The sequence below is a fragment of the Jiangella anatolica genome (assembly GCF_003236295.1).
Classification (GTDB): domain Bacteria; phylum Actinomycetota; class Actinomycetes; order Jiangellales; family Jiangellaceae; genus Jiangella; species Jiangella anatolica.
Map to the genome: position 1 here is coordinate 1 of NZ_POTW01000036.1, position 23119 is coordinate 23119.

Here is a 23119-nt window from a genome sequence, read left to right on the forward strand (position 1 = left end):
CACCCGGCCGACCAGGAAGCCCTCCGCGACCAGTCGCTCGTACGCCGTCGCGACCGTCCCCCGCGACACCGACAGCGTCCGGGCCAGCTCCCGCGTCGGCGGCAGCCGGTCGCCGGGACGCAGCCGCCCGTCGCGGACGCCGTCGCGCAGCGACCGGTAGATCCGCGCGCTCAGTTCGCCGGAGCCGTCGAGGCTGACATGGAACTCCACAATGGCCCAATCAGATCGGCGCGGATTGGCTCTTCAAGAGGACCAATCTACCGCCGTACCGTGAGGCCATGACGAGGATGGACATCGCCGCGCTCGCCCCCGCGGCCTACCGGGCGCTCACCGCCCTGGACAGCCGCTCCGAGCAGAACGGCGGCCTGCCGATCGGCCTGCTGAACCTGGTGCGCCTGCGGGTCAGCCAGATCAACGGCTGCGCCTACTGCGTCGACCTGCACAGCCACGACCTCGCGAAGGCGGGCGAGAACCCGGCCCGCATCTACGCCGTCGGCGCCTGGGACGAGGGCCCGTTCTTCAGCCCGGCCGAGCGGGCGGCGTTCGAGCTGGCGGAGTCGATGACGCGGCTGAGCGAGGGCATGCCACGGGTGCCCGACGAGGTGTGGGAGCGGGCCACGGTGCACTACGACGAGGCGCAGCTGGCCCAGCTGGTCATGGTGATCACGACGATCAACGCCTGGAACCGGGTCGCCGTGACGGTCCGGATGGTGCCGGAGTCCTACGCGGAGTGACCAGCCTGGTCATCGCGGGAAATGGGTATTGACGACCGTTTCGCGGTGAGTCATCCTGGGGTCGTCAACCCCAATTTCGCGCGAACGGCCACCGTTCCCCCACGGCCCTTTCCGGCCGCCCGAACCGCCGGTCGCTGGGTGGCCGGCAATTCGCGCCGGCCGCGCATAGGAACATCCCGGTCTGGGTCGAGATGCGCCCGGCATCGACTCGCGGTCAATCGCCGGCGAGGCCGTACCGGTCGCGGACTGGAGGGGTTGCCGTGACGCCCACGTTCGCCGGACTTCGTTCCCTCGCCCGGCTGCGCCGCTGGCTGCTCAGCCCGGAGCAGCCGAACCTGAGCCTGCGGCTGTCCGTCGGCCTCGTGGCGGTGCTGGCCCTGCTGGCGATGTCGACCGCCCGCTGACGGGCCGCCGGGCGTCGCCGCCCCGCCGGCCGACTGCGGTACGGCCGGCGACGCGAGCTGCGCGCGAGCCGCGCCGGCTGCCGCCCTTCACCGCGCCCACCAGCGATGACGCCGTCACGACGGGCGGTGGGTGGGTCAGCGGGAGGGGTTGCATGCACTCACCTGATCTCGGACGAACGACAACGACCCGGCGGCCGTGCGGACCGCCGGTTGCGCTCGTCCGTGGCGTCGCGCCGCAGGCTTCGGCCCTGCCCTGCGACACCTACACCACTGACGAGAATGGACGCTAGCGAGTCGGTGGTGCGCGCACAACCGTTACCTCACGGTAACTTGCAAAAGTCCTGCATCCCGTCGACCTAAGTCGGCCCAGGACGGCCGCCCACCCGCACACACGCGGTAAACCGTCCGCGCGGAACCCCATCGCAGCGCACACCAGCGCCTTTTCGGTCGAATCGGATCAGGAACACAGTCGGTGCGCAACGTTACCAACGCGGGCATTTGTCGACGAACGTGAAACTTTCTGTTGACGTGCATGCAAAAGCCCCTTTACTGTGCGGTGCCATGTACGGGTCGGTGCCGATCAGCGGCCGTCGGGGGTCATCCATGCCCTGCGACGGGGTCGGCCCGGCCCCCGGTCTCCGGTGCAGGCGCCCCGGGACTCACGGAATGGAGACCCCATGGCTGACAACCCCGCCCGACGCGGCTGGCTAGGGCACCTCACCCGCCGGTCGGTGCTGGCCGGCGCCGTCGCGAGTGCGGCCTTCCCCGCCGTCGCCGCGACCACCGGCGCCGCGACCGCGAGCCCGAGCTCGGCCACCGTTCCCGGGCTGCGCACCGCCCGGGCCACCGGGACCACCCATCGCGTGACGATGTACGCCGAGGCGCTGCCCGGCGGGCTGATCGGCTACGGCCTGGCGCCCGGCGAGGCGACCGTCCCCGGCCCGCTGCTGGAGATCGTCGAGGGCGACACCCTGGAGATCACGCTGGTCAACACCACCGACAAGCGGCTCTCCATCCATCCCCACGGCGTCGACTACGACGTCTTCTCCGACGGCGCGCCGTTCAACAACTCCTTCAACGAGCCGGGCGAGACGCGCACCTACGTGTGGCGCACGCGGGAACGCACGACGACCGCCGGACGGGCGTGGCTGCCGGGCAGCGCGGGCTACTGGCACTACCACGACCACGCCTACGGCGACCACGGCACCGACGGCCTCCGGGCCGGCCTGTACGGCGGCCTCATCGTCCGCCGTAAGGGCGATCTGCTGCCGGACAAGACCTTCGTCGTCGTGTTCAACGACATGACGATCAACAACAAGATGGCGCCCGAGACGCCGATGTTCGACGCCGTCCTGGGCGAGCGGGTCGAGTGGCTGTGCATCGGCCACGGGAACATGGAGCACACCTTCCACCTGCACGCCCACCGGTGGGTCGACAACCGGACCGGCTACCTCGACGGTCCCAACGACCCGACGCCGGCCATCGACAACAAGGACCTCAACCCCGGCAGCTCGTTCGGGTTCCAGGTGATCGCCGGCGACGGCGTCGGTCCCGGTGCGTGGATGTACCACTGCCACGTCCAGTTCCATTCCGACGGCGGCATGTCCGGTGTCTTCCTGGTCCGCAACGAGGACGGCAGCATCCCCGACCACGCACAGGAGGCGATCGACCGCTACCACGCAGGACACGGAGGGCACGGCGGCCATTAGGCCGACGCGGGCCAGGCGCGGGCGCCCGCACCACCACTGACACGAATCAGGGCCGAGAACGCACAGGCACGAGCGCACATCGATCGAAGGAGCAACGATGAGACGCAGCAGCCTCGTCCGTCCGGAGGGCGGGCCACCGGCGAGATCCGTCGGGTGGCGCCGGACGTTCGTCCTGGCGAGCACCGCGGTTCTGGCGCTGAGCGTGAGCACGCTGCCCGCACAGGGGCAGCCGGAGCCGCCCGAACCCTCGGCCAGCGCCTCCAGCGCACCGGCCGCGAAGTCCCCCGACGCCGCCGACAGCGCCAGCGCGAGCGCCCGGCAGGCGCTGGCCGCCGCCAAGGCGAACAACGCCGACGGCGCCGCCAAGGTGCTGGTCTTCCACGGCCTGGTCGCCGAGCAGGACGACCCCGTCGCGACCGCAGTCGCGGCGATCCAGGAGCTCGGCGCGGCGAACGGGATCGGCGTCGACGTCTCGACCGACCCCGCCAGCTTCACCCCGGACACGCTCGCCGCCTACCGCGGCGTCGTCTTCCTGTCCGCGATCGGCACCGAGCTGTCGCCGTCGCAGGAGGACGCGCTCGAGGCCTACATCGAGGACGGCGGCGGCTTCCTGGGCATCGGCGACGCGTCGCGCGCGCAGGAGCGTTCGGAGTGGTTCACCGGGCTGATCGGCAGCCGGCCGGTCGGCGCGCTGCCGGACTCGCTCGACGTCGCCTCCGTCAGTGCCACCGCGAACAACCCGCCGAACGAGGACGCCCCCAAGGTCGTCGACGGCGACGTCAACACCAAGTGGCTGGGCTTCGTCCGCACCGCGCAGATCACCGTCCGGCTGACCGCACCGGCCGCGGTGAACCAGTACGCGCTGTCCTCGGCGAACGACTCCGCCGGCCGGGACCCGCAGGACTGGACGCTGCAGGGCTCGAACGACGGCACGACCTGGACCGACATCGACCGCCGGACCAACGAGGACTTCCCGGAGCGGTTCCAGACCAAGGCCTACACGATCTCCAACACGACGGCCTACGAGTACTTCCGGCTCGACATCACCCGCAACTCCGGCGACTCGATCACGCAGCTGGCCGAGTTGCAGTTCTTCGCCGGCGAGATCGTCGAGCCGCCGCCGGTGCCGGCGGTGGAGGCCACCGTCAGCATCGTCGACCGGCAGCACCCGGCCAACGACGGACTGCCGCTGGAGCTGACGCTCACCGACCGCTGGACCAACTGGGCGCCGAACCCGGTCGGCACGGTGCACACCGTCGCGCAGGTCCAGGAGACCACCTACGACCCGGGCGAGGGCGCCAACGGCCCGTTCCACCCGGTCTCGTGGTGCCGTGACTACGACGGCGGCCGCTCGTTCTACACGAGCTTCGGCGGCGCGGCGGACAGCTGGAGCAACGACCAGGTCCGCAGCCACATCGCCGGCGCGCTGCAGTGGACCACCGGCCTCGTGCGCGGCGACTGCCAGGCCACCATCGGCTCGAACTACGAGATCGAGCGGCTGACGGCGCCGAACCAGCCGGGCCAGCTGGACCAGATCGGCGAGCCGCACGGCCTCGACGTCGCCGCCGACGGCACCATCTTCTACATCGGCAAGGCGTCCTGCGCCACCGGCCCGATCGTCCCGTGGGAGGACCCGAACGTCGGCCGCGGCTGCGGCACGATCCACCAGTGGGACCCCGACACCGGCGACGTCAAGCTGCTGACCACGCTCGACGTGTTCGGCAACCGCGGCAGCGGCGGCGAGCTGATCAAGGCCGAGGACGGCCTGGTCGGCATCGCCCTGGACCCGGACTTCCTCGACAACGGCTGGGTCTACGTCTATTGGATGCCGCACGACTCGATCGACCGGGTCCGTCACACCGGTGACCGCACGATCTCGCGGTTCACCTACGACTTCGGTGCGCAGTCGATCGACCAGGACACCCGCAAGGACCTGCTGTCCTGGGAGATCCAGGTGCACAGCTGCTGCCACGCCGGCGGCGGCATGGACTTCGACTCCGACGGCAACCTCTACATCGGTGTCGGCGACAGCAACTCCTCGGGTGGCTCGAGCGGCTACTCCGGCAACAACTGGACGCAGGAGTTCGGCGGGTACTCGTTCCAGGACGCCCGCCGCACGTCGGGCAACACGAACGACCTCAACGGCAAGATCCTGCGGATCCACCCGGAGCCGGACGGGACGTACACGATCCCCGAGGGCAACCTGTTCACCGGCCAGGAGGAGGGCGGCGGCAAGACCCGCCCGGAGATCTACGTCATGGGCGTGCGCAACATCTCCACCCTCTACGTGGACCCCGTGACGGACTACCTGCACGCCGCGTGGGTCGGCCCGGACGCCGGCGGCCCGAACCCGGAGCTGGGCCCGGCCAAGTACGAGACCGCGACGATCATCACGTCGGCGGGCAACCAGGGCTGGCCGTACTGCATGGGCAACCGGCAGCCGTACCGCGACCGCAGCAACACCGACGCGTCGGTGCTGACCGGCTGGTACGACTGCAAGGGCAACCTGGTGAACACCTCGCCGCGCAACACCGGCCTGGTGGACATCCCGGACGCCCGCGACAACATGATCTGGTACTCGCCGGGTGGCGGCGCACCGGTCTTCCCGGACCGCGGCGACGGCATCCCGACGTACACCAACGAGACCGCCACGTACACGTGGCCGTACATGCGCAGCGGCGGCTGCCAGGCCATCATGACCGGCCCGACCTACCGTGAGTCGTTGGTCGACCCGGACAGCGACGTCGCCTGGCCGTCGTACTGGGAAGGCAAGTGGATCATCGGCGACGAGTGCGGCAGCAGCAGCCGGGTCGCGGTCACCGTCGACCCGGAGGGCATCGAGGAGCAGGCCCCGCCGCTGTTCGCCGAGGACCTGCGCCCGATCATCCCGCACGGCAGCGCCGACGACCAGCTGCAGAGCTGGATGATGACGTCGCGGTTCGGGCCGGACGGCGCACTGTACATGTCCGACTACAGCACCGGCTTCTTCAGCCTCACGCCCAACCAGAAGCTGCTGCGCGTCGTCTACAACGGCGGGCCGGCCACGCCGGTCGCGACCGCGTCGGCGACGGCGGTCCAGAACAAGCCGCTGACCATCGCCTTCACCGGCGCCCGCTCCGGCGGCGTGTCCTACGCGTGGGACTTCGGCGACGGCGGCACGTCTGACGAGGCCAACCCGCGGCACACCTACGACGCGGTGGGCACCTACACCGCGACGCTCACGGTGACGTACGCGGACGGCGAGACGATGAGCACCGAGGTGGACGTCACCGTCGGCTGCGCCGTGCCGGACGACCGCTCCACGGTCTTCCTGCGCGACACCGACACTGGCGTGGCCAACGACGTCGTCGGCGAGGGCTGCACGATCAACGACCTCATCGACGACGAGAGCAGCTGGCCGAACCACGGCCAGTTCGTCCGGCACGTGACCGACACCGCCAACGGCCTGGCCGCCGACGGCGTCATCACGGCCCGGGAGAAGACCACGCTGACCCGCCTGGCCGCGCAGTCCGAGATCGGAACGCCGGGCGACACCGGCTGGGACGCCATCTTCGACGGGACCGCGGAGTCCCTCGAGGGCTGGACCCAGGCGCCCGGCGGCTTCTTCGAGCTGCAGGACGACGGGACGATCCTCAGCCGCGGCGGCCTGGGCATGCTCTGGTACGCCGAACGGGAGTTCGCGGACTACTCGATCCGGTTGCAGTTCCGCGACGTCTCACCCGGCACCACCAGGGCGAACAGTGGTGTCTTCATCAGGTTCCCGAACCCGGACCAGCCGCTGGCCGAACGGCCGGAGTGCGGCCGGACCGGATCGGCGGCGAACTCGCCGGCGTGGGTCGCGATCTACTGCGGCCACGAGATCCAGATCTACGACGGCACCACCGGCGAGCCGCAGAAGACCGGGTCGGTCTACAACTTCGACCCGATCGCGCTGCCTGGCTCGGGCGCCACGCCGAAGGGCGAGTGGAACGACTACGAGATCCAGGTGGTCGGGCAGCACTACACGATCATCCGCAACGGCGTGGTGATCAACGAGTTCGACAACGTGCCCGGCATCCAGTCGTCTCGCGCGGGTGACCCGCCGACCGACCTGCGGCAGTTCCTCAGCGGATACATCGGGTTGCAGAACCACGGCAACAACGACCAGATCGAGTTCCGCAACATCCGAGTCCGGGACCTGTAGGACCCCGGCGGCCGGCCGGTGCGGGCGCGACCTTCCCCCTGGGTCGCGTCCGCGCCGGCGGCCTCGGCCGCCGGGACGCCCGGTGCGTCTCGCGGATTCACGAAAGGTGCGCCACCTCATGCTCGAACGACTCTGGGCGGCACTCAACGGCCGCCATCCCTCGACGGGCCGGTCCGGCCCGCGGCGGGTGACGCCTCAGGGCGTCATCGTCGCGGTGCTGGTCACGGCCCTGCTGGCGGTCGGCCTGGTGCCGACGGCCGCGGCCCTGCGCGGCGCCCCAGCGTCGGCCGCGGCCTCGGCGGCGGCTCCGGCCGCGTCCTCGGCCGAGGCGGCGGCCGCGCAGACCTTGACCTGGACCGCCAACAACAGCGTGACGGCGTACGCGTCGGCGCCGACCACGGCGGTCGCCGGCCCGACCACGATCGTCTTCGAGAACAGCGTGGCCACCGGCAACACGTCCGGGATGCCGCACACGCTGACCTTCGAGACCGGTGACCCGCAGTACAACCAGGACGTCGACGTCAACATCACGGCGAACCCGTTCGACCCGAACGGCGGCCGGTACCAGGTCGACGTGAACCTGACTCCGGGCATCTACCGGTACTACTGCGCGTTCCCCGGCCACGGCCAGATGACCGGCCTGCTGGTCGTCACCGGCGGCGAGGACACCACGCCGCCGGACATCTCCGCGACCGTCAGCGGCGACCAGAACCCCGGCGGCGACTACATCGGCTCGGCCACCGTCACGGTCAACGCGACCGACAGCGGCACCGGCGTCGACACCGTCGAGTACAACCTGGACAACGCTGGCTGGCAGGCCTACACGGCGCCGGTGGTGGTCAACACCTTCGCCGCGCACACGCTGCAGTACCGGGCGACGGACAACGCGGGCAACGTCGCGCCGGTCGAGTCGGTGCAGTTCACCGTCGTCGAACCGGAGCCGGAGGACACCACTCCCCCGGACGTCTCCGCGGCGGTGACCGGTGAGCGGGACGACCAGGGCAACTACATCGGCTCGGCGACGGTCACGGTGACGGCGACGGACGCCGGGTCCGGCGTCGCGTCGGTCGAGTACAACCTCGACAACGGCGGCTGGCAGCCCTACACCGCGCCCGTCCAGGTGACGTCGTTCGCCGCGCACACGCTGCAGTACCGGGCGACGGACAACGAGGGCAACGTGGCGCCGGTCGAGTCGGTGCAGTTCACCGTCGTCGAGCCCGAACCGGACGACACCACTCCCCCGGACATCTCGGCCGCCGTCACCGGTGACCAGAACGAGGACGGCGACTACATCGGCTCGGCCACGGTGACGATCACCGCCACCGACGCCGGGTCCGGCGTCGCCTCGGTCGAGTACAGCCTCAACGGCTCCGCCTTCCAGCCGTACACCGCGCCGCTGGTGGTCAACACGTTCGCCGACCACACCGTGCAGTTCCGCGCGACGGACAACGAGGGCAACGTCGCGCCGGTCGAGTCGGTGCAGTTCACCGTCGTCGAGCCGGAGCCGGACGACACCACGGCGCCGGACATCTCGGCCGCCGTCACCGGCGAGCGGGACGACCAGGGCAACTACATCGCATCGGCGACCGTGACGATCACCGCCACCGACGCCGAGTCCGGTGTCGCGTCGATCGCCTACGCGCTCGACGGCGGGTCGTTCCAGCCGTACACGGCGCCCGTCGTCGTGACGGCGCTGGGCGCCCACACGGTGCAGTTCCGAGCGACGGACAACGCCGGCAACGTCGCGCCGGTCGAGTCGGCGCAGTTCACCGTCGTCGAACCGGAGCCGGACGACACCACGCCGCCGGACATCTCCGCGGCGGTCACCGGCGACCAGAACGGCGACGGCGACTACGTCGGGTCCGCGACCGTCACCATCACGGCGACGGACGCGCAGTCCGGTGTCGCGTCGGTCGAGTACAACCTCGACGGCGCGGGCTTCACCGCCTACACGGCGCCGCTGGTCGTGACGTCGTTCGCCGACCACGTCGTGCAGTTCCGGGCGACCGACAACGAGGGCAACGTCGCGCCGGTCGAGTCGGTGTCGTTCACCGTCGTCCAGCCGGAGCCGGACGACACCACGCCGCCGGACGTCTCCGCGGCCGTCACCGGCGACCAGAACCCGGACGGCGAGTTCGTCGGGTCGGCGACCGTGACGGTCACGGCATCCGACGCCGAGTCCGGTGTCGCGTCGATCGCCTACGCGCTGGACGGCGGCTCGTTCCAGCCGTACACCGCGCCGGTCGTCGTCTCCGCCGTCGGCAACCACGTCGTGCAGTACCGCGCGACGGACAATGCCGGGAACGTCGCGCCGGTCGAGTCGGTCGCGTTCGCCGTCGTCGAGCCCGAGCCGGACGACACCACACCGCCGGACGTCTCGGCGTCGGTCGCGGGGTCGCAGAACCCGGACGGCGACTACATCGGGTCCGCGACCGTGACCGTCACGGCGTCGGACACCCAGTCCGGCGTCGCGTCGATCGAGTACAACCTGAACGGCGCCGGGTTCGTGGCCTACACCGCGCCGGTCGTCGTCAACACCGTCGGCGACCACACGGTGCAGTTCCGGGCGACCGACAACGCCGGGAACGTGGCGCCGGTCGAATCGGTCGCGTTCACCGTCGTGGCGGTGCAGCCGGACGACACGACGCCGCCGGCGGTCACCTCGTCGGTGGCCGGTGAGCAGAACGCGGACGGCGCCTACATCGACTCGGCGACGGTCACGGTGACCGCGACGGACACCCAGTCCGGTGTGGCATCGGTCGCCTACTCGCTGGACGACGGGTCGTTCGTGCCGTACACCGCGCCGGTGGTCGTCGGGGCGGTCGGCGAGCACACCGTCCGGTACCGGGCGACGGACAACGCGGGCAACACGTCGCAGGTCGGCTCGGTGACGTTCACCGTCGTCGAGCGCGACGGCGACGCGTGCCCCGACTCCGACACCCGGCCGACGGTGGTCATCGGCGGTCTCGACTCGCTCGTGGCCAACATCGACACCGGCGACGGCTGCACGATCGGCGACCTCATCGACGACGAGGGCGACTGGGCGAACCACGGCGCGTTCGTCCGGCACGTCACCACCGTCGCGAACGAACTGGTCGTCGACGGCGTCATCACCAGCCGGGAGCGGGGCATGCTGACCCGCACCGCGGCCGCGTCCGACGTCGGCACGGCGCCCGCCGAGCCGGCGCTCACCGCGGCCAAGGTCAGCGCGTCGGCGCCGGTCGCCGAGCCGTCGATCGAGGAGGCGCTGCAGCACGCCGGACACCACTAGCAAGGTGACCACGGACGCCCCGGGGACCGCAGCCCCGGGGCGTCCGCCTGTTCAGCCGGCTCTGATCCAGCGGCCCAGCCGGCCCGCGTCGGTGGCGAGCGCCCGCCCGACGATCGCCGTCACGAGGAAGGCGAGCGAGACCGCGTACAGCCAGGCCAGATAGGTGAACGCGACGCCGATGGAGCCGAACCGGTCCGCGCTGGTCTCCAGCGCCCGCGGCAGCCAGAGCGCCGAGGCCGGCCGGCCCGCGAGCATCGTCAGCGCGAACAGCAGCGCGCCGGGCAGCAGCAGCCGTGCCCGGACGGCGCCGGCCAGCAGCACCCACGGCAGCCCCACCCCGACCGCCACGTCCGCCGCGAACGCCGTCGCCGACTGCCAGGCCCGCGGCTGCGGCAGGCCGTCGGCCAGCGCCGCCAGCTGCCGCACCACGACGATCGCCAGCGCCAGCCCGACGACCGCGGCGAGCCAGCGCCAGGCCGAGCCGAGCCGGTTGCGCGGCCGCGGCAGCGCCCAGATCGCCGTGAACGCCCGCGTCACCGCACGGGACAGGCTGGTCGCCGACACCAGCACGATCAGCACGCCGGCCACCCCGTACGCCGTCCCCGACGCGCCCTCCACCGCGTCGTCGAGCACGGCCTTCGACTCGTCCGGGATCCGCAGCGCCTCCGCCGTCGCGTCCGGCCCGCTCGCGCCGGTCCACGTCGCGAACAGGATCAGGATCGGCAGCACCGAGCTGAACAGCTGCGCCGCCACCGTCATCGCCCGGTCGAACACGTCGATGCGCACGCACGCGGCCGCGCTGCCCGCGACGATGCGGCCCGGCCAGCGCCGGGTGGCCCCGTTCTCCGTCAGCGACACGGCCCATCCCACCGCCGCGCGACCGGAGTGCGGCCCACCCGCAGCGGGTGATGTCGCCGGGGTAAGGTTCTCGGGCGCGGGCGGTTCGCCCGCCGCTCCCGGGGCGGTAGCTCAGCCGGTTAGAGCAGGGGACTCATAATCCCTGGGTCGTGGGTTCGAGTCCCACCCGCCCTACCAGCACACATGTCGGTCAGAACCGCCTGTACCAGCAGCGCCGGCATCAGCCGGGGACGAACCGGCCGAGGCGCAGGTGGCCGCCCTCCTCGACAGCGACGGCCCGGTGACGGTGTCGCCGCACGCCCCTGCAACGTGTCGTCACCACCACACGCCAGCCCGTCGACCACGGCATGGAGCCAGGTGACAGGGCCAGTCCACGACCAAGCCGTGCGCCGCACCGGTCACAGCCGCTCACGTCGGCGGCCACCCCATAGGCGAGCTCCATCACCCGCAGGTCGAGTTCGGCCGGCACCCTATCTGGCCGCACAACTGGTGAGACATCGGCCGGATACGAGCCGTGGAGCAACGACATACACCAGCCGACCGACAGCCATTCCACGGCTTACCCCTCCGGGTCAGCGGATCAGCCGGAAGGCGGCACGAAGCTCGTGAGCGAACAGTCCGGGCTCCTCCCAGGCCGCGAAGTGCCCGCCCCGCGTGGGCTTGTTGTAGTACCCCAGGGTCGGATAGACGGCCTCGGCCCAGCTGCGCGGCGCCTGGAAGATCTCGCCCGGAAAGGCGCTGAACGCGACCGGGACGGCTGGCGGCGGAGGGGCTTGGCCCGCGTCGACGGCGTTCGCTCGCTCCCAGTAGACGCGGGCGGCCGACTCACCGGTGCCGGTCAGCCAGTAGAGGGAGACGTTGTCGAGGACGTGCTCGCGGGTGAGGTTGCCCGACGGCGGTCCGCCGAGGAAGGCGCGGGAGATCTTGAGGTAGCTGTCGGTGTCGTGATCGAGCATCCAGGCCGCCAGTGCGACGGGAGAGTCCAGAAGCGCGTAGCCAATCGTCTGCGGACGTGTCGACTGCTCGACCAGGTAGCCTCTGCCGCTGGCCTCGAAGACCTGCAGTGCGGCGAGTGCGGATTTCTCCTCGTCGGTGTTCTTCGGCAGGTCGTCGGTGCCGGCCAACGCCGGTACCAGCAGGTTGAGATGTATGCCCAGCAGTCCCGACGGCGCCATGCGGCCAAGGCTGTCGGTGACGGCGGCTCCGACATCGCCGCCCTGGGCCACGTAACGTGTGTAACCGAGGCGACGCATGAGCTCCGCCCAGGCGCGCGCCGTCCGGGTGGCGTCCCAGCCGAGTTCGTCCGGTTTGCCGGAGAAGCCGTAACCGGGGATCGACGGCAGCACGAGGTGGAAGGCGTCCGCCGCGGTGCCGCCGTGCGCGGTCGGGTTCGTGAGGGGGCCCACGGCCTCGAGCAGCTCGACGATCGAGCCGGGCCAGCCGTGGGTCATGATGAGCGGCAGCGCGTTCCGGTGCCGCGAGCGTACGTGGACGAAGTGGACGTCGACGCCATCGATCTCGGTCCTGAACTGCGGAAACGCGTTGAGTTTGGCCTCGAACCGGCGCCAGTCGTAGCCAGTCGTCCAGAACCGGGCGAGAGCCTGAGCGGTCGCCAGTTGCACGCCTTGCGACCGGTCGGCGACGAGCTCGCGAGACGGCCATCGGGTCGCGGCGACGCGGCGACGCAGGTCGGCCACCTGGTCGGGCCGGATCGCAACGCGGAACGGGCGGATCCTTGCCGGGCCGGTCGATGGTGCGGCGCTCGCCGGCACCGGTCCGAGCGCGGCTGCCGCGGCGATGGTGAGGCCTGCTGCGACGCCGCCCTGCAGCAGTTGCCGTCGAGTGGGATGGGACGCGGTGGAAGTCATCGTTCTTCACCTCTTGATCCGTGGACGTGGATGGCTGGGCTGGTGACGGGCTCGAAGCCCGCGGCTATCGCAGCGGGCGGAACGCGGCCCGCACTTCCGCCGCGAACACCTCCGGCTCTTCCCAGGCCGCGAAGTGGCCGCCCCGCTCGGCTACGCCGAAGTAGTCGAGGGTGGGGTAGGACTGCTCGGCCCAGCTGCGCGGCGTCCGCCAGATCTCGCCGGGGAAGGTGCTGAAGCCCACCGGAACCCTGGGCGCAGGAAGCGGCGGCCTGCCCGCGGCGGGCGCGTCCGGTCCGTAGGCCTCCCAGTACGACCGGGCCGTGGATGCTCCGGTGCCGGTCAGCCAGTAGGCCGTGATGTTGTCGAGAATGTGGTCACGGGTCAGGTTGCCCGAGGGCTCACCGTCGACGAACGCGCTGGCGATCTTGTAGTAGGCGTCGGTGTCGTGGTCGATCATCCAGGCGGCGAGCGCGGCCGGCGAGTCCAGGAGCGCGTAGCCGATCGTCTCCGGCCGGGTCGCCATCTCCACGAAGTAGCCGTTCCCGGTGGTCTGGAAGACCTTGATCGCGGCGAGCGCCGCGCGTTCCTCCTCGGTGTCGCTCGGAAGCGACGCCGGGTCGTTGAGCGCCGGCACGAGCAGGTTGGTGTGGATACCGACCAGCCCCTGCGGTCCCAGCCGTCCGATCGCGTCGGTCACGCCGGCGCCGACGTCACCACCCTGCGCAACGTACCGGTCGTAGCCGAGCCGGCGCATCAGCTCGGCCCACGCCTGGGCGGTACGCACGAGGTCCCACCCGACCTCGGCCGGCTCCGCGGAGAAGCCGTAGCCGGGCAGGGACGGCAGCACGAGGTGGAACGCATCGGTGGCGGCGCCACCGTGCGCGGCCGGGTCGGTGAGCGGTCCGACGGAGTCCAGCATCTCGATGATCGAGCCCGGCCAGCCGTGCGTCATGATCAGCGGCAACGCGTCCGCGTGCTCGGACCTGACGTGGACGAAGTGGATGTTCACGCCGTCGATCTCGGTGGTGAACTGCGGCAGCGCGTTCAGCCGGGACTGCACCCGCCCCAGGTCGTACTCTCCCTTCCAGTACCGGCGCAGCGCCCGCATCGTGTCCAGTTGCACACCCTGGGAGCGGTCGCCGACGAGTTCCCGGGTCGGCCAGCGCGTCGTCGCCAGACGGCGGCGCAGGTCGTCGAGCGCTTCGTCGCGGAAGTGCACGGTGAACGGCCGGATCGCCTGGACGGTGTGCTGCTCGATCGTCGTCATGTCATTCACAGCTCCTTCGGTCGAATCGGACGCTCAGCAGCCTGCCGATGCCGGGTGCGGCTCGCCCCCGTGAAACTCCCGGGTCGACACCCGGGCCGCTTTCGGCCCGATCGGTGGTCAAGGGGCTGGGGGCGGCCCTACGCTGAGGCAGGTCGGGTGAACACGGGTGGCTCTCGACGTGGCCGCCTGCAGGGCTCACCGCTGGGAGGGGCCGACGGTGGCGAGTACGGACGGGGCCCGGGGCCCGGCGGCGGAGCGTGGGCAGCGGGAGGCCCGGCTGCTCGGACGCCGGTCGGAACGTGCCGTGCTCGACCGTCTGCTGAGCGATGTCCGGGCCGGCGTGAGCCGGGTGCTCGTCGTGCGCGGCGAGGCCGGGGTCGGGAAGAGCGCGCTGCTCGGCTACGCGACGGAGTCGGCGGCCGGCCTGCGCATCCTGCGCGCCGTCGGCGTGCAGTCGGAGATGGAGCTGGCCTTCGCCGCCCTGCACCAGTTGTGCGTGCCGCTGCTCGATCGCATGGACCAGCTTCCGGAGCCGCAGCGCCGCGCACTGGCGACGGTCTTCGGGCTCGCGCCGGGCCCGGCCCCCGATCGCTTCATGGTCGGCCTCGCCGTGCTCAGCCTGATCTCGGACCTCGCCGAGAACGAGCCGGCGCTGGTGGTGGTCGACGACGCGCAGTGGCTGGACACCGCGACCGCACAGACGCTGGGCTTCGTCGCCCGGCGGCTCGACGCCGACGCGGTCGGGGTGCTGTTCGGCGCCCGCGAGGTCGGTATCGAGCTGCACGGCCTGCCCGAGCTCGAGCTCGACGGACTGCCGGACGACGAGGCGCGCGCACTGCTCGGATCGGCGGTCGGGTTCCTGCTCGACGAGCCGATCCGCGATCGGCTGGTGGCCGAGACCGGCGGCAATCCGCTGGCCCTGCTGGAACTGCCCCGCGGGCTCACCGCGACGCAGCTCGCCGGCGGGTTCGGTCTGCACGGCGGTCAGGGCCTGCCCGGGCGGATCGAGCAGAGCTTCATCCGCCAGGCCGACGCGTTGCCGGCGCCGACCCGGCAGCTGCTGCTCGTCGCCGCGGCCGAGCCGGTCGGCGATCCCGTGCTGGTCCGGCGCGCCGCCGACCAGCTCGGGATCGAGACGGCCTTCGCGGAGATCGACGGCCTGCTGAGCCTGGGCGAGCGGGTCACGTTCCGCCATCCCCTCGTCCGGTCGGCCTTGTACGGGTCGGCCTCCGCGGCGGAGCGACGCGCGGCGCACCTGGCCCTGGCGGAGGCGACGGACTCGTCCTCCGACCCCGACCGGCGCGCGTGGCATCTCGCGGCGGCCGCCATCGGGCCGGACGAGGACGTCGCCATCGAGCTCGAGCGATCCGCCGACCGGGCCCAGGCCAGGGGCGGCTTCGCGGCGGCCGCGGCCTTCTGGCAACGCGCGGTCGCGTTGACCCGCAACCCGGCGCGCCGCACCGATCGCGCGCTGGCCGGTGCGCAGGCCAGTCTCCAGGCCGGCGCGTTCCGGACCGCCCTGGCGCTGCTCGCGACCGCCGAGGCCGGCACGCTGGACGCGCTCGGCCGCGCCCGGGTCGATCAGCTCCGCGCGGAGGCCGCGTTTGCACAGCAACGCGGCCGCGACGCGCCGGGCCTGCTGCTCCGCGCGGCGCAGACGTTCGAGTCGCTCGACGTGCGCCTCGCCAGGGACACCTACCTGGACGCCTGGAGCGCGGCGCTCTTCGCGGGCCGGCTGGCGGGCGCGGTCGGGTTGCGTGAGGTCTCCCGCGCGGCAGCGACGGCGCCGCGGCCGGACACCGCGCCACGGGCCTCCGACGTGCTCCTCGACGGACTGTCCCTCGTGATCGCCGGAGAGCGGGATCGCGCGGTGCCGTTGCTCACCCGGGCCGCGACCGCCTTCGGCGGACCGGACATCACCGTCGAGGAGGTGCTGCGCTGGGGCTGGCTCGCCACCGCCGCGGCCGCCACCGCCTGGGACTTCGAGTCCTGCGTGGCCACCGCCACCCGGCAGGTCGAGATCGCTCGTGGCGCCGGCGCGCTCGCCGTGCTCGCCGTCGGCGTCAACGTCCTCGGACAGGTGGTCGCCCTGGCGGGCGACTTCGCCGAGGCAAGCTCGCTGCGCGCCGAGGCCGACGCGGTGCGGGAGGCCACCGGCACGCACGTCCTGCCGTACGGCGCGCTGGTGCTGTCCGCCCTCCGCGGCCGGGCCGACCATGCCTTCCCGTTGGTCGAGGACACCATCGCCAGAGCGACGGCCGAGGGTCAGGGCACTGCGGCGCAGTACGCGCGCTGGGCGAAGGCGGTGATCCTGAACGCTCTCGGCCGCCACGACGAGGCGTTGCTCTGGGCCACGTCGGCCGGCGAGGACACGCCGGAGCTGTTCGTCTCCTCCTGGGCGTTGAGCGAGCTGGTCGAGGCGGCCGCAAGGAGCGGACGGCCGCGCGAGGCCGCGGCCGCGCTGGCACGACTGCAGGAGAAGACCGCGAACACCGACGAGCTCTGGGGCCGCGGCTTGGAGGCCCGCGCGCGGGCCCTCGTGCACGAGGGCGACGACGCCGAACGCGCCTACGGCCAGGCGATCGAGCTGCTCGCCTCCACCCGGCTGCGCCCCGACCTGGCTCGCGCCCACCTGCTGTACGGCGAATGGCTTCGCCGGCAGAGCCGCCGAGGCGACGCACGGACGCAACTGCGCACGGCCTACGACATGTTCGCCACGATCGGCATGGAGGCCTTCGCCGACCGCGCCCGCCGGGAGTTGCAGGCGACCGGTGAGACCGTTCGCCGACGCGCGGACGCATCGTCGGCGCGCGAGGAGCTGACCCCGCAGGAACGCCAGATCGCCCTCCTGGTCCGCGACGGCCTCTCCAACCCGGAGGTGGGCGCGCGGCTGTTCCTCAGCCCGCGCACGGTCGAGTGGCACCTTCGCAAGATCTTCGACAAGCTCTCCATCAGCTCACGCCGGCAGCTGCGCGATGCCCTGCCCGCCGCTGAGGCCGCGACCCGCTAATCCCGCAGCAGCTGCTGACCGCCGTCCACGTCGTACGTCGCGCCGGTCAGCGCGCTGTTCGTCATCAGCTGGACGACGAGCGCGGCGACGTCCTCCGGGCCGACCACGCGCCGGATCGGCAGCGTCGCCCGAAGCTCGGTCCGGCGCTCCTCCAGCCGATCACCCAGCAGACGTGCGGAGAGCGGGGTGTCGACGAACCCGGCCGCGACCGTGTTGACGCGGATCGGGGCGAGCTCGAGCGCGGCGTTGGCGGCGATCGCCGACAGCGCGACAGTGGCGATCGCGGCCATGCTCAGACCGACTCCGGGACGCCGCGCGCCGGTTCCGCTGATCAAGGTCAGCGAACCGCCCGGCCGGACCCGTCCGATGCACCACCGGGCGATGCGCAGCGAGCCGATCAGATGCTCGTCGACGTAGGCCTGTGCGCGGTCGAAGTCGAGGTCGGCGATCGGTGCGTAGAACGGCCCGCCGCCACTCACCAGCACGTGATCGATCGGCGCGGGCAGACCGGCGAAGAACCTCTCGACGGCCGCCGGGTCGCCCAGGTCCAGCATGTCCACCGTCTCCGCGCCCACGTCCCCGGCGGCAGCGTCGAGTCGCTCGCGGTTCCGGCCGCCGAGAACCAGCCGGGCGCCGGCAGCGGCGGCCTGCCGCGCGGTCTCCAGCCCGATCCCCGAACTGCCGCCGATCACGACGACGACCTGTCCGGTCAGGCTGCCATGGGACTGCACCGTGGTCGGAGTGGTCGGTTCGGTCATGCTGCTCTCCTGTTCGAGTCGGGTGACACCGGGACGGCGCAGCCGTGCACGCGTGGAGTCGCCGGCAACCGGGTCACCGGTGGGCGGCCGCGCGCGACGAACAGCGCCGTGATCGCGGCTGCCACGACGCTGACCGCCGCCAGCACGAGCATCGCCGTCTGGTACCTGTCCGCCAGCGGCCGGGTGAGGTCGCCGGAGCCGCCCGCGCCGAGCAGGGCGGGAACGAGCGCGATCAGCACTACTCCCCCGACCCGCGACGCGGCGTCGTTGATCGCAGACGCCTCACCGAGATCGGCGTCGTCCACGGCCGCGAGCACGCCTGCCGTGAGCGGCGCGACCGTCAGGCCGATGCCGAGACCCCACAGCAGCGCACCGGGCAGGATCGCCTGCACGTAGCCGTCACCCGGCTGCGCGGCCGACAACCACGCGAAGCCGCCGGCCACCAGCAGGATGCCGGCCGTCATCGGCCAGCGGATGCCGACCCTCGCCACCAGGCCACCGACCAGCGGCGAGACGATCAGGAAGACCGCCGACTCCGGGATCAGGGCAGCGCCCGCCGCGGTGGCGCTGTAGCCCAGCCGCAGCTGGCACTGCAGAACGACGAGGTAGCCGGCGGCCGAGAGCGCGCCGTAGAAGAGGACGGTCGCGGCGTTGATCGCGAGGAACTGCCGGATCCGGAACAACGCCGTCCGCAGCATCGGCGCGGGCCGCCGCCGCTCCACCGGAACCAGTCCGGCGAGACAGACGACCCCGACCGCCGCCGAGACCACGACCGCCGCACTGCTCCAGCCGGCGGACGGTCCCTCGGTCAGCGCGTAGATCAGCCCGCCCAGCCCCAGGACGGCCAGCAGAGCGCCGGCGAGGTCGAGCGACAGCGGCCGCCGGGCCCGGCCGGCCTCGGGCACACTGCGAAGGATCCAGCCGGCGACCAGGATCAACGGGACGTTCAGCAGGAACACGTACCGCCAGGAGCCGTGGTCGACCAGCCATCCGCCCGCATAGGGACCGAGCGTCGTGCCCAGCGTCGCCAGACCAGCCCAGACGCCGATCCCCCGGGCCCGGTCCACCGGTCGCAACGTCCCGTTGAGCAGGGCCAAGCTGCTCGGCACGACCAGCGCGCCGCCGGCCCCTTGGACCACGCGCGCGGCGATCAGCGTGGCGACGTCCGGAGCGGCAGCACAGCACAGGGACGCGACGAGCATGACGAGGAGCCCGGCGGCGAGGATGCGCCGCCAGCCGAAGTGGTCGGCCAGCGCTCCGGCGAGCAGCAGCAGGGCCGCGACGGTGATCAGGTAGCCGGTCAGCACCCACTGCACCTCGCCCACACCGGCGTTCAGGTCACGGCCGATGGCTGGAACGGCGACGTTGACCATATAGGCGTCGATGAAGCCGACCATCGACGCGAGCACCGTCGCCGCGATCAGGGCGCCACCGGCTCCGCTGCGCAGCTCGACCGGCCCGGCCAGGCCGTACGAGGCATCCCGCACATCTCCCGCAGTCATGCCGCCAGCATCGGGCGAACCGTCCCGCGCCGGACCCCGGGAAGGTCCCTGGTGGGCCGAACCAGGGACCTTCCCTGGGTCGGCCGGCCGCCGGCCGGGCCAGACTCGCCGTGTGGGTCTCGTCGAAGGGAGCGCCTGACATGGACAGGACGGAGTACGACGTCATCGTCGTCGGAGCCGGTGCTCCGGGCGAGCATTGCGCCGCCGCGCTGGCCAAGGGCGGCGCCCGCGTCGCCGTCGTCGAACGCGAGCTGCTCGGCGGCGAGTGCTCCTACTGGGCCTGCATCCCGTCGAAGACGTTGCTGCGCCCCGGCGAGGCGCTCGCCGCCGCCCTCGACGCTCCGGGTGCGCGCGAAGCCGTGACCGGGGCCCTGGACCCCCAGGGCGTACTGGGCTGGCGCGACTTCATGGTGTCCGGCTACGACGACTCCGGCCAGGTGTCGTGGGCCAAGGACGCCGGCATCGAGGTGCTGCGCGGCCACGGCCGGCTCGCGGGGCCGCACGCGGTCGACGTGGACGACCGGACGTACACCGCGGACCAGGTCGTCATCGCGACCGGCGCCGATCCGGTGATCCCGCCGGTTCCCGGCCTCCGAGAGCTGCCGGGCATCTGGACGAACCGCGACGTCACCGGCCTGGCCGACGTGCCCGATCGCCTGCTCGTGCTCGGTGGCGGGGCGACCGGGGTCGAGATGAGCCAGGCGCTGGCCCGAATGGGCGCGGCTGTGACGCTCATCGAGCGCAACGAACACCTGCTGCCGCGTGAGCCACGGGCGGTGGGCGAGGCGGTCGCGACGGCGCTCGTCGCGGACCACGTGGACGTGCGGGTCGGCACCGGCGCGGAACACGTGCGGCTCGAGGACTCGTCCTACGTGATCGACCTCGGCGACGGCACCGCGGTCCGGGGCGACCGCGTCCTGGTCGCGACCGGCCGACGGCCCCGCGTCGACGGCATCGGCCTGGAGACCGTCGGGATCGCCGCGAACCCGCGAGGCATCGAGGTCGACGCCAGACTGTCGGCCGGGCCGGGCCTATGGGCGGTCGGCGACGTCACCGGCCTCTGGCAGCTCACACACGTCGGCGAGTACCAGGGCCGCGTCGTGGCGAGCAACATCCTCGGCAGACCGCGCACGGCGGACTACGAGGCGGTGCCGCGCGTCGTCTATTGCGACCCGCAGGCCGCCTCGGTCGGCGCCGCGGATGGGCCGTTCGTGAGCACCGTCCAGTTGTCCGGGGTCGCGCGGACGGCGACGTACCTGCGCTCGTACGACACCCGGCCGGGGTTCCTCACCGTCGTGTCGGACGGGACGATGATCACCGGCGCCTACGCGGTCGGCCCGGAGGCCGGCGAGTGGCTCCAGCAGGCCACCCTGGCGATCCGTGCGAAGGTGCCGTTGGAGGTCCTGCTCGACGTCATCCAGCCGTTCCCGACGTTCTCGGAGGCGTTCCTCCATGTGCTGCGGGACCTCGACGCGCGCGTGCGCGGCTCAGACCAGACGGCAACGAACACCGTTCATCTCTAGGAGGAAGTCATGAGCACCACCGACGTAGACACCAACGAGTCCGGCGCAGCGCCCCAGGCCTCGGTCGACCTGAAGTTCGAGGCCGTCGTCATCCCGGTCGCGGACGCGGATCGGTCGAAGGCGTTCTACACAGGCCTCGGCTGGCGACTCGACGCCGACTACGCGTTCGACAACGGCTTCCGCGTCGTCCAGCTCACGCCGCCGGGCTCGCCCGCCTCGGTCCAGTTCGGCACGAACATCACGTCCGCCCAGCCCGGTACGGCGCAGGGGCTGTACCTCGTCGTCTCCGATGTGGAGGCCGCACGGGCCGACCTGACCGAGCGCGGCGCCGAGGTCAGCGAGGTCTTCCATCCCGGGGCGCCCGGCGCCCAGTTCGAGGCCGGCGACACGAGCGCGCGTGTCTCCGGCCCGGCCGACGAGCGGTCCAGCTACAGCTCCTTCGCCACCTTCAGCGATCCCGACGGCAACACCTGGCTGCTTCAGGAGGTCACCACGCGGCTCCCCGGCCGGGTCGACCCCGCGGAGGCGACCTACACCTCCGTCGAGGATCTCGAGGCCGCGCTCCAGCGTGCCGCGGCCGCCCACGGCGAGCACGAGGCCCGCACGGGCCAGGCCGACGAGAACTGGCCGGCCTGGTACGCGAGCTACATGATCGCCGAACGCACCGGCACCGAGCTTCCGCAGTAGACGCAGGCAGCCGGTCAGCAGCTCCTGCTCCCATACGGGATCGGCCACGTGTTCTCGTACGCGACGCCGTCGACGCGGGCGAACGCCTTCACGGTGGCGGTGCCGGCGGCAAGGGACGGCCCCGTGGCGGTGAAGGTCGGGGAGAAGGTCGCGCCCGGGGCCAGGCCGGTGATCTTGCGCTCCCCGATCGGCGTGGTGAGGCGGACGTCGACGGGTGCTGTGGACTCGTTGGTCGCCGCGACGGTGATCGTGGCGACACCGGTCGCGGAGCATCCCGTGGTCGCGGTGGCAGCGACGTCGAGGACGAACGGCGGTGCGAGGGCCGCCGTCGCGTAGGCGATGGTGGCGTCGAGCCGGTCGCCGGCCTCGTAGAACAGGTACAGCGTGCCGTCGTCGGCGACCAGTTCGGGCGAGGCGACCCGGCCGACGTCCTCGCCGATGCCGCTGGCCTGGTGCAGGACGACCGGTGCGCCCACGACCGTCAGGGTGGGGTCGACCGTCCGGGCGAAGATCTTCTTCGACGAGGCGTGGTAGACGATGTAGAGCTGGCCGTCGTGCTCCCAGAGGTTCGCGGCCGAGACGTTCCCGGCGTCCAGCGATCCCGGTGTGACGATCGGGGTGGGCCGGACCGTCCAGGTGCGCCCGTCGACCGACTCCGCGAGACGGATGCGCCGGGAGTTGGCCGTCGTGTTCTCCATGTAGAACATGCCGTACTGGTACTGCGACGCGGGATCCGGGTGCCGGAAGACCCGGGCGTAGGACGTCTCGGTCGTGGTCGTGCCGCCCATGGCGTTGGTCACCGCGGTGCCGCCGTAGCTGAACGTGATGCCGTCGGCCGAGGTGGCGTACCGGGTCTGGTCGTTCGCGCCGTGGAAGTACAGGAACAGCTCGCCCGCCTCCTCGTTCCAGATCGCGTCGGGGCTGGACACGTGGTTGACGCTGTAGTGCGGCGACCAGACGTTCGCGATGACGGGGTTGGCGGCGTACTCCGTCCAGGGCCCGTCGAGGGAGTCGGCGTACATGAGCACGATGCCGCCGGGGCTCTCGTGCGGCGCGTAGTAGAGGTACCACTCGCCCAGTGGCGCGGCGAAGTGCTCCGACGCGTGCACGATGCTGGGGAAGATGAACTCACCGGTGGGGTTGTACGACAGCTCCTCGGCCACCGTCACCTCGCCGGCGTAGGTGAACGTCGGCAGCACGGGGTCCGCCGACGCGGGCGCGGTGGCGGCGAGGCCGCCGGCCGCGAGCATCGCCGCCGCGGCGGCCGTCGCCGCTCGACGAAGGGTGGACCGCTGGTGGCGGGCAGGGTGGTGCTCGGTCATGTCGTCGCTCCTTCGCGCGAGAG

At 72.0% G+C, this 23119-nt stretch carries 15 protein-coding genes and 1 tRNA gene; 9 read left to right on the forward strand and 7 right to left on the reverse strand.

Annotation, left to right across the window (positions count from 1 at the left end; translation table 11 throughout):
* A partial coding sequence (locus C1I92_RS16060) for a GntR family transcriptional regulator (RefSeq protein ID WP_146605157.1) occupies positions 1-210 on the reverse strand: 210 nt, incomplete at its 3' end.
* 68 nt (positions 211-278) lie between these two features.
* Here C1I92_RS16060 and C1I92_RS16065 point away from each other — a divergent pair.
* The 5 genes from C1I92_RS16065 to C1I92_RS16080 all read left to right on the forward strand — a co-directional run bounded on the left by C1I92_RS16065 (position 279) and on the right by C1I92_RS16080 (position 10301).
* The gene (locus C1I92_RS16065; RefSeq protein ID WP_111255665.1) at positions 279-734 is read left to right on the forward strand and encodes a carboxymuconolactone decarboxylase family protein; all 456 of its coding nucleotides are present in this window, start codon (positions 279-281) and stop codon (positions 732-734) included.
* 260 nt (positions 735-994) lie between these two features.
* The gene (locus tag C1I92_RS33845; RefSeq protein WP_158564152.1) at positions 995-1138 is read left to right on the forward strand and encodes a hypothetical protein; all 144 of its coding nucleotides are present in this window, start codon (positions 995-997) and stop codon (positions 1136-1138) included.
* A gap of 677 nt (positions 1139-1815) precedes the next feature.
* The gene (locus C1I92_RS16070) at positions 1816-2847 is read left to right on the forward strand and encodes a multicopper oxidase domain-containing protein (protein WP_111255666.1); all 1032 of its coding nucleotides are present in this window, start codon (positions 1816-1818) and stop codon (positions 2845-2847) included.
* Positions 2848-2944: 97 nt separating this feature from the next.
* A complete protein-coding gene (locus tag C1I92_RS16075) occupies positions 2945-7030 on the forward strand; it encodes a ThuA domain-containing protein (protein ID WP_111255667.1) in 4086 nt (1361 codons plus the stop codon).
* A 118-nt stretch (positions 7031-7148) separates the two neighbouring features.
* Positions 7149-10301, forward strand: a complete 3153-nt coding sequence (locus C1I92_RS16080; RefSeq protein ID WP_111255668.1) for an OmpL47-type beta-barrel domain-containing protein — start codon at positions 7149-7151, stop codon at positions 10299-10301.
* A 51-nt stretch (positions 10302-10352) separates the two neighbouring features.
* Here C1I92_RS16080 and C1I92_RS16085 read toward each other — a convergent pair whose 3' ends face one another.
* Entirely contained in the window at positions 10353-11159 is an 807-nt protein-coding gene (locus C1I92_RS16085) for a YhjD/YihY/BrkB family envelope integrity protein (protein ID WP_111255669.1), read from the reverse strand.
* 100 nt (positions 11160-11259) lie between these two features.
* Here C1I92_RS16085 and C1I92_RS16090 point away from each other — a divergent pair.
* A tRNA-Ile gene (locus C1I92_RS16090) sits at positions 11260-11336 on the forward strand.
* A 395-nt stretch (positions 11337-11731) separates the two neighbouring features.
* Here the strand turns inward: C1I92_RS16090 and C1I92_RS16095 are convergent.
* Both C1I92_RS16095 and C1I92_RS16100 read right to left on the reverse strand, forming a co-directional pair.
* Complete coding sequence (locus C1I92_RS16095) at positions 11732-13027, reverse strand: epoxide hydrolase family protein (RefSeq protein WP_111255670.1); 1296 nt, start codon at positions 13025-13027, stop codon at positions 11732-11734.
* 64 nt (positions 13028-13091) lie between these two features.
* On the reverse strand, positions 13092-14294 hold the full coding sequence (locus tag C1I92_RS16100) for an epoxide hydrolase family protein (protein WP_111255671.1): 1203 nt from the start codon (positions 14292-14294) through the stop codon (positions 13092-13094).
* A gap of 217 nt (positions 14295-14511) precedes the next feature.
* On the opposite strand from C1I92_RS16100, the gene C1I92_RS16105 reads away from it, so the two are divergent.
* On the forward strand, positions 14512-17304 hold the full coding sequence (locus tag C1I92_RS16105; protein ID WP_199521287.1) for an ATP-binding protein: 2793 nt from the start codon (positions 14512-14514) through the stop codon (positions 17302-17304).
* Here C1I92_RS16105 and C1I92_RS16110 read toward each other — a convergent pair.
* Positions 17301-18062 (reverse strand): SDR family oxidoreductase, encoded by a 762-nt coding sequence (locus C1I92_RS16110; RefSeq protein ID WP_111255672.1) that lies wholly within the window; start codon positions 18060-18062, stop codon positions 17301-17303. The two genes, C1I92_RS16105 and C1I92_RS16110, sit on opposite strands and share 4 nt — an antisense overlap.
* Positions 18059-19564: an MFS transporter gene (locus tag C1I92_RS16115; protein ID WP_111255673.1), complete on the reverse strand. Its 1506-nt coding sequence runs from the start codon at positions 19562-19564 to the stop codon at positions 18059-18061. The genes C1I92_RS16110 and C1I92_RS16115 overlap by 4 nt, the downstream gene beginning before the upstream one ends.
* A gap of 140 nt (positions 19565-19704) precedes the next feature.
* Here C1I92_RS16115 and C1I92_RS16120 point away from each other — a divergent pair, with 140 nt between their 5' ends.
* A complete protein-coding gene (locus tag C1I92_RS16120; RefSeq protein WP_111255674.1) occupies positions 19705-21087 on the forward strand; it encodes a dihydrolipoyl dehydrogenase family protein in 1383 nt (460 codons plus the stop codon).
* A 9-nt stretch (positions 21088-21096) separates the two neighbouring features.
* Positions 21097-21774, forward strand: coding sequence for a VOC family protein (locus C1I92_RS16125; protein WP_111255675.1), 678 nt, complete (start codon positions 21097-21099; stop codon positions 21772-21774).
* 14 nt (positions 21775-21788) lie between these two features.
* Here C1I92_RS16125 and C1I92_RS16130 read toward each other — a convergent pair whose 3' ends face one another.
* The gene (locus tag C1I92_RS16130; RefSeq protein ID WP_146605158.1) at positions 21789-23096 is read right to left on the reverse strand and encodes a glycoside hydrolase family protein; all 1308 of its coding nucleotides are present in this window, start codon (positions 23094-23096) and stop codon (positions 21789-21791) included.
* Between the last annotated feature and the right edge of the window lie 23 nt (positions 23097-23119).

Excerpts from the sequence above, each read along its gene's own strand:
- C1I92_RS16065 (WP_111255665.1), top strand. The coding sequence starts at position 279 with ATGACGAGGATGGACATCGCCGCGCTCGCCCCCGCGGCCTACCGGGCG.
- C1I92_RS16115 (WP_111255673.1), bottom strand. The coding sequence starts at position 19,564 with ATGACTGCGGGAGATGTGCGGGATGCCTCGTACGGCCTGGCCGGGCCG.
- C1I92_RS16130 (WP_146605158.1), bottom strand. The coding sequence starts at position 23,096 with ATGACCGAGCACCACCCTGCCCGCCACCAGCGGTCCACCCTTCGTCGA.
- C1I92_RS16125 (WP_111255675.1), top strand. The coding sequence starts at position 21,097 with ATGAGCACCACCGACGTAGACACCAACGAGTCCGGCGCAGCGCCCCAG.
- C1I92_RS16080 (WP_111255668.1), top strand. The coding sequence starts at position 7,149 with ATGCTCGAACGACTCTGGGCGGCACTCAACGGCCGCCATCCCTCGACG.
- C1I92_RS16070 (WP_111255666.1), top strand. The coding sequence starts at position 1,816 with ATGGCTGACAACCCCGCCCGACGCGGCTGGCTAGGGCACCTCACCCGC.
- C1I92_RS16110 (WP_111255672.1), bottom strand. The coding sequence starts at position 18,062 with ATGACCGAACCGACCACTCCGACCACGGTGCAGTCCCATGGCAGCCTG.
- C1I92_RS16095 (WP_111255670.1), bottom strand. The coding sequence starts at position 13,027 with ATGACTTCCACCGCGTCCCATCCCACTCGACGGCAACTGCTGCAGGGC.
- C1I92_RS16120 (WP_111255674.1), top strand. The coding sequence starts at position 19,705 with ATGGACAGGACGGAGTACGACGTCATCGTCGTCGGAGCCGGTGCTCCG.
- C1I92_RS16100 (WP_111255671.1), bottom strand. The coding sequence starts at position 14,294 with ATGACGACGATCGAGCAGCACACCGTCCAGGCGATCCGGCCGTTCACC.
- C1I92_RS16075 (WP_111255667.1), top strand. The coding sequence starts at position 2,945 with ATGAGACGCAGCAGCCTCGTCCGTCCGGAGGGCGGGCCACCGGCGAGA.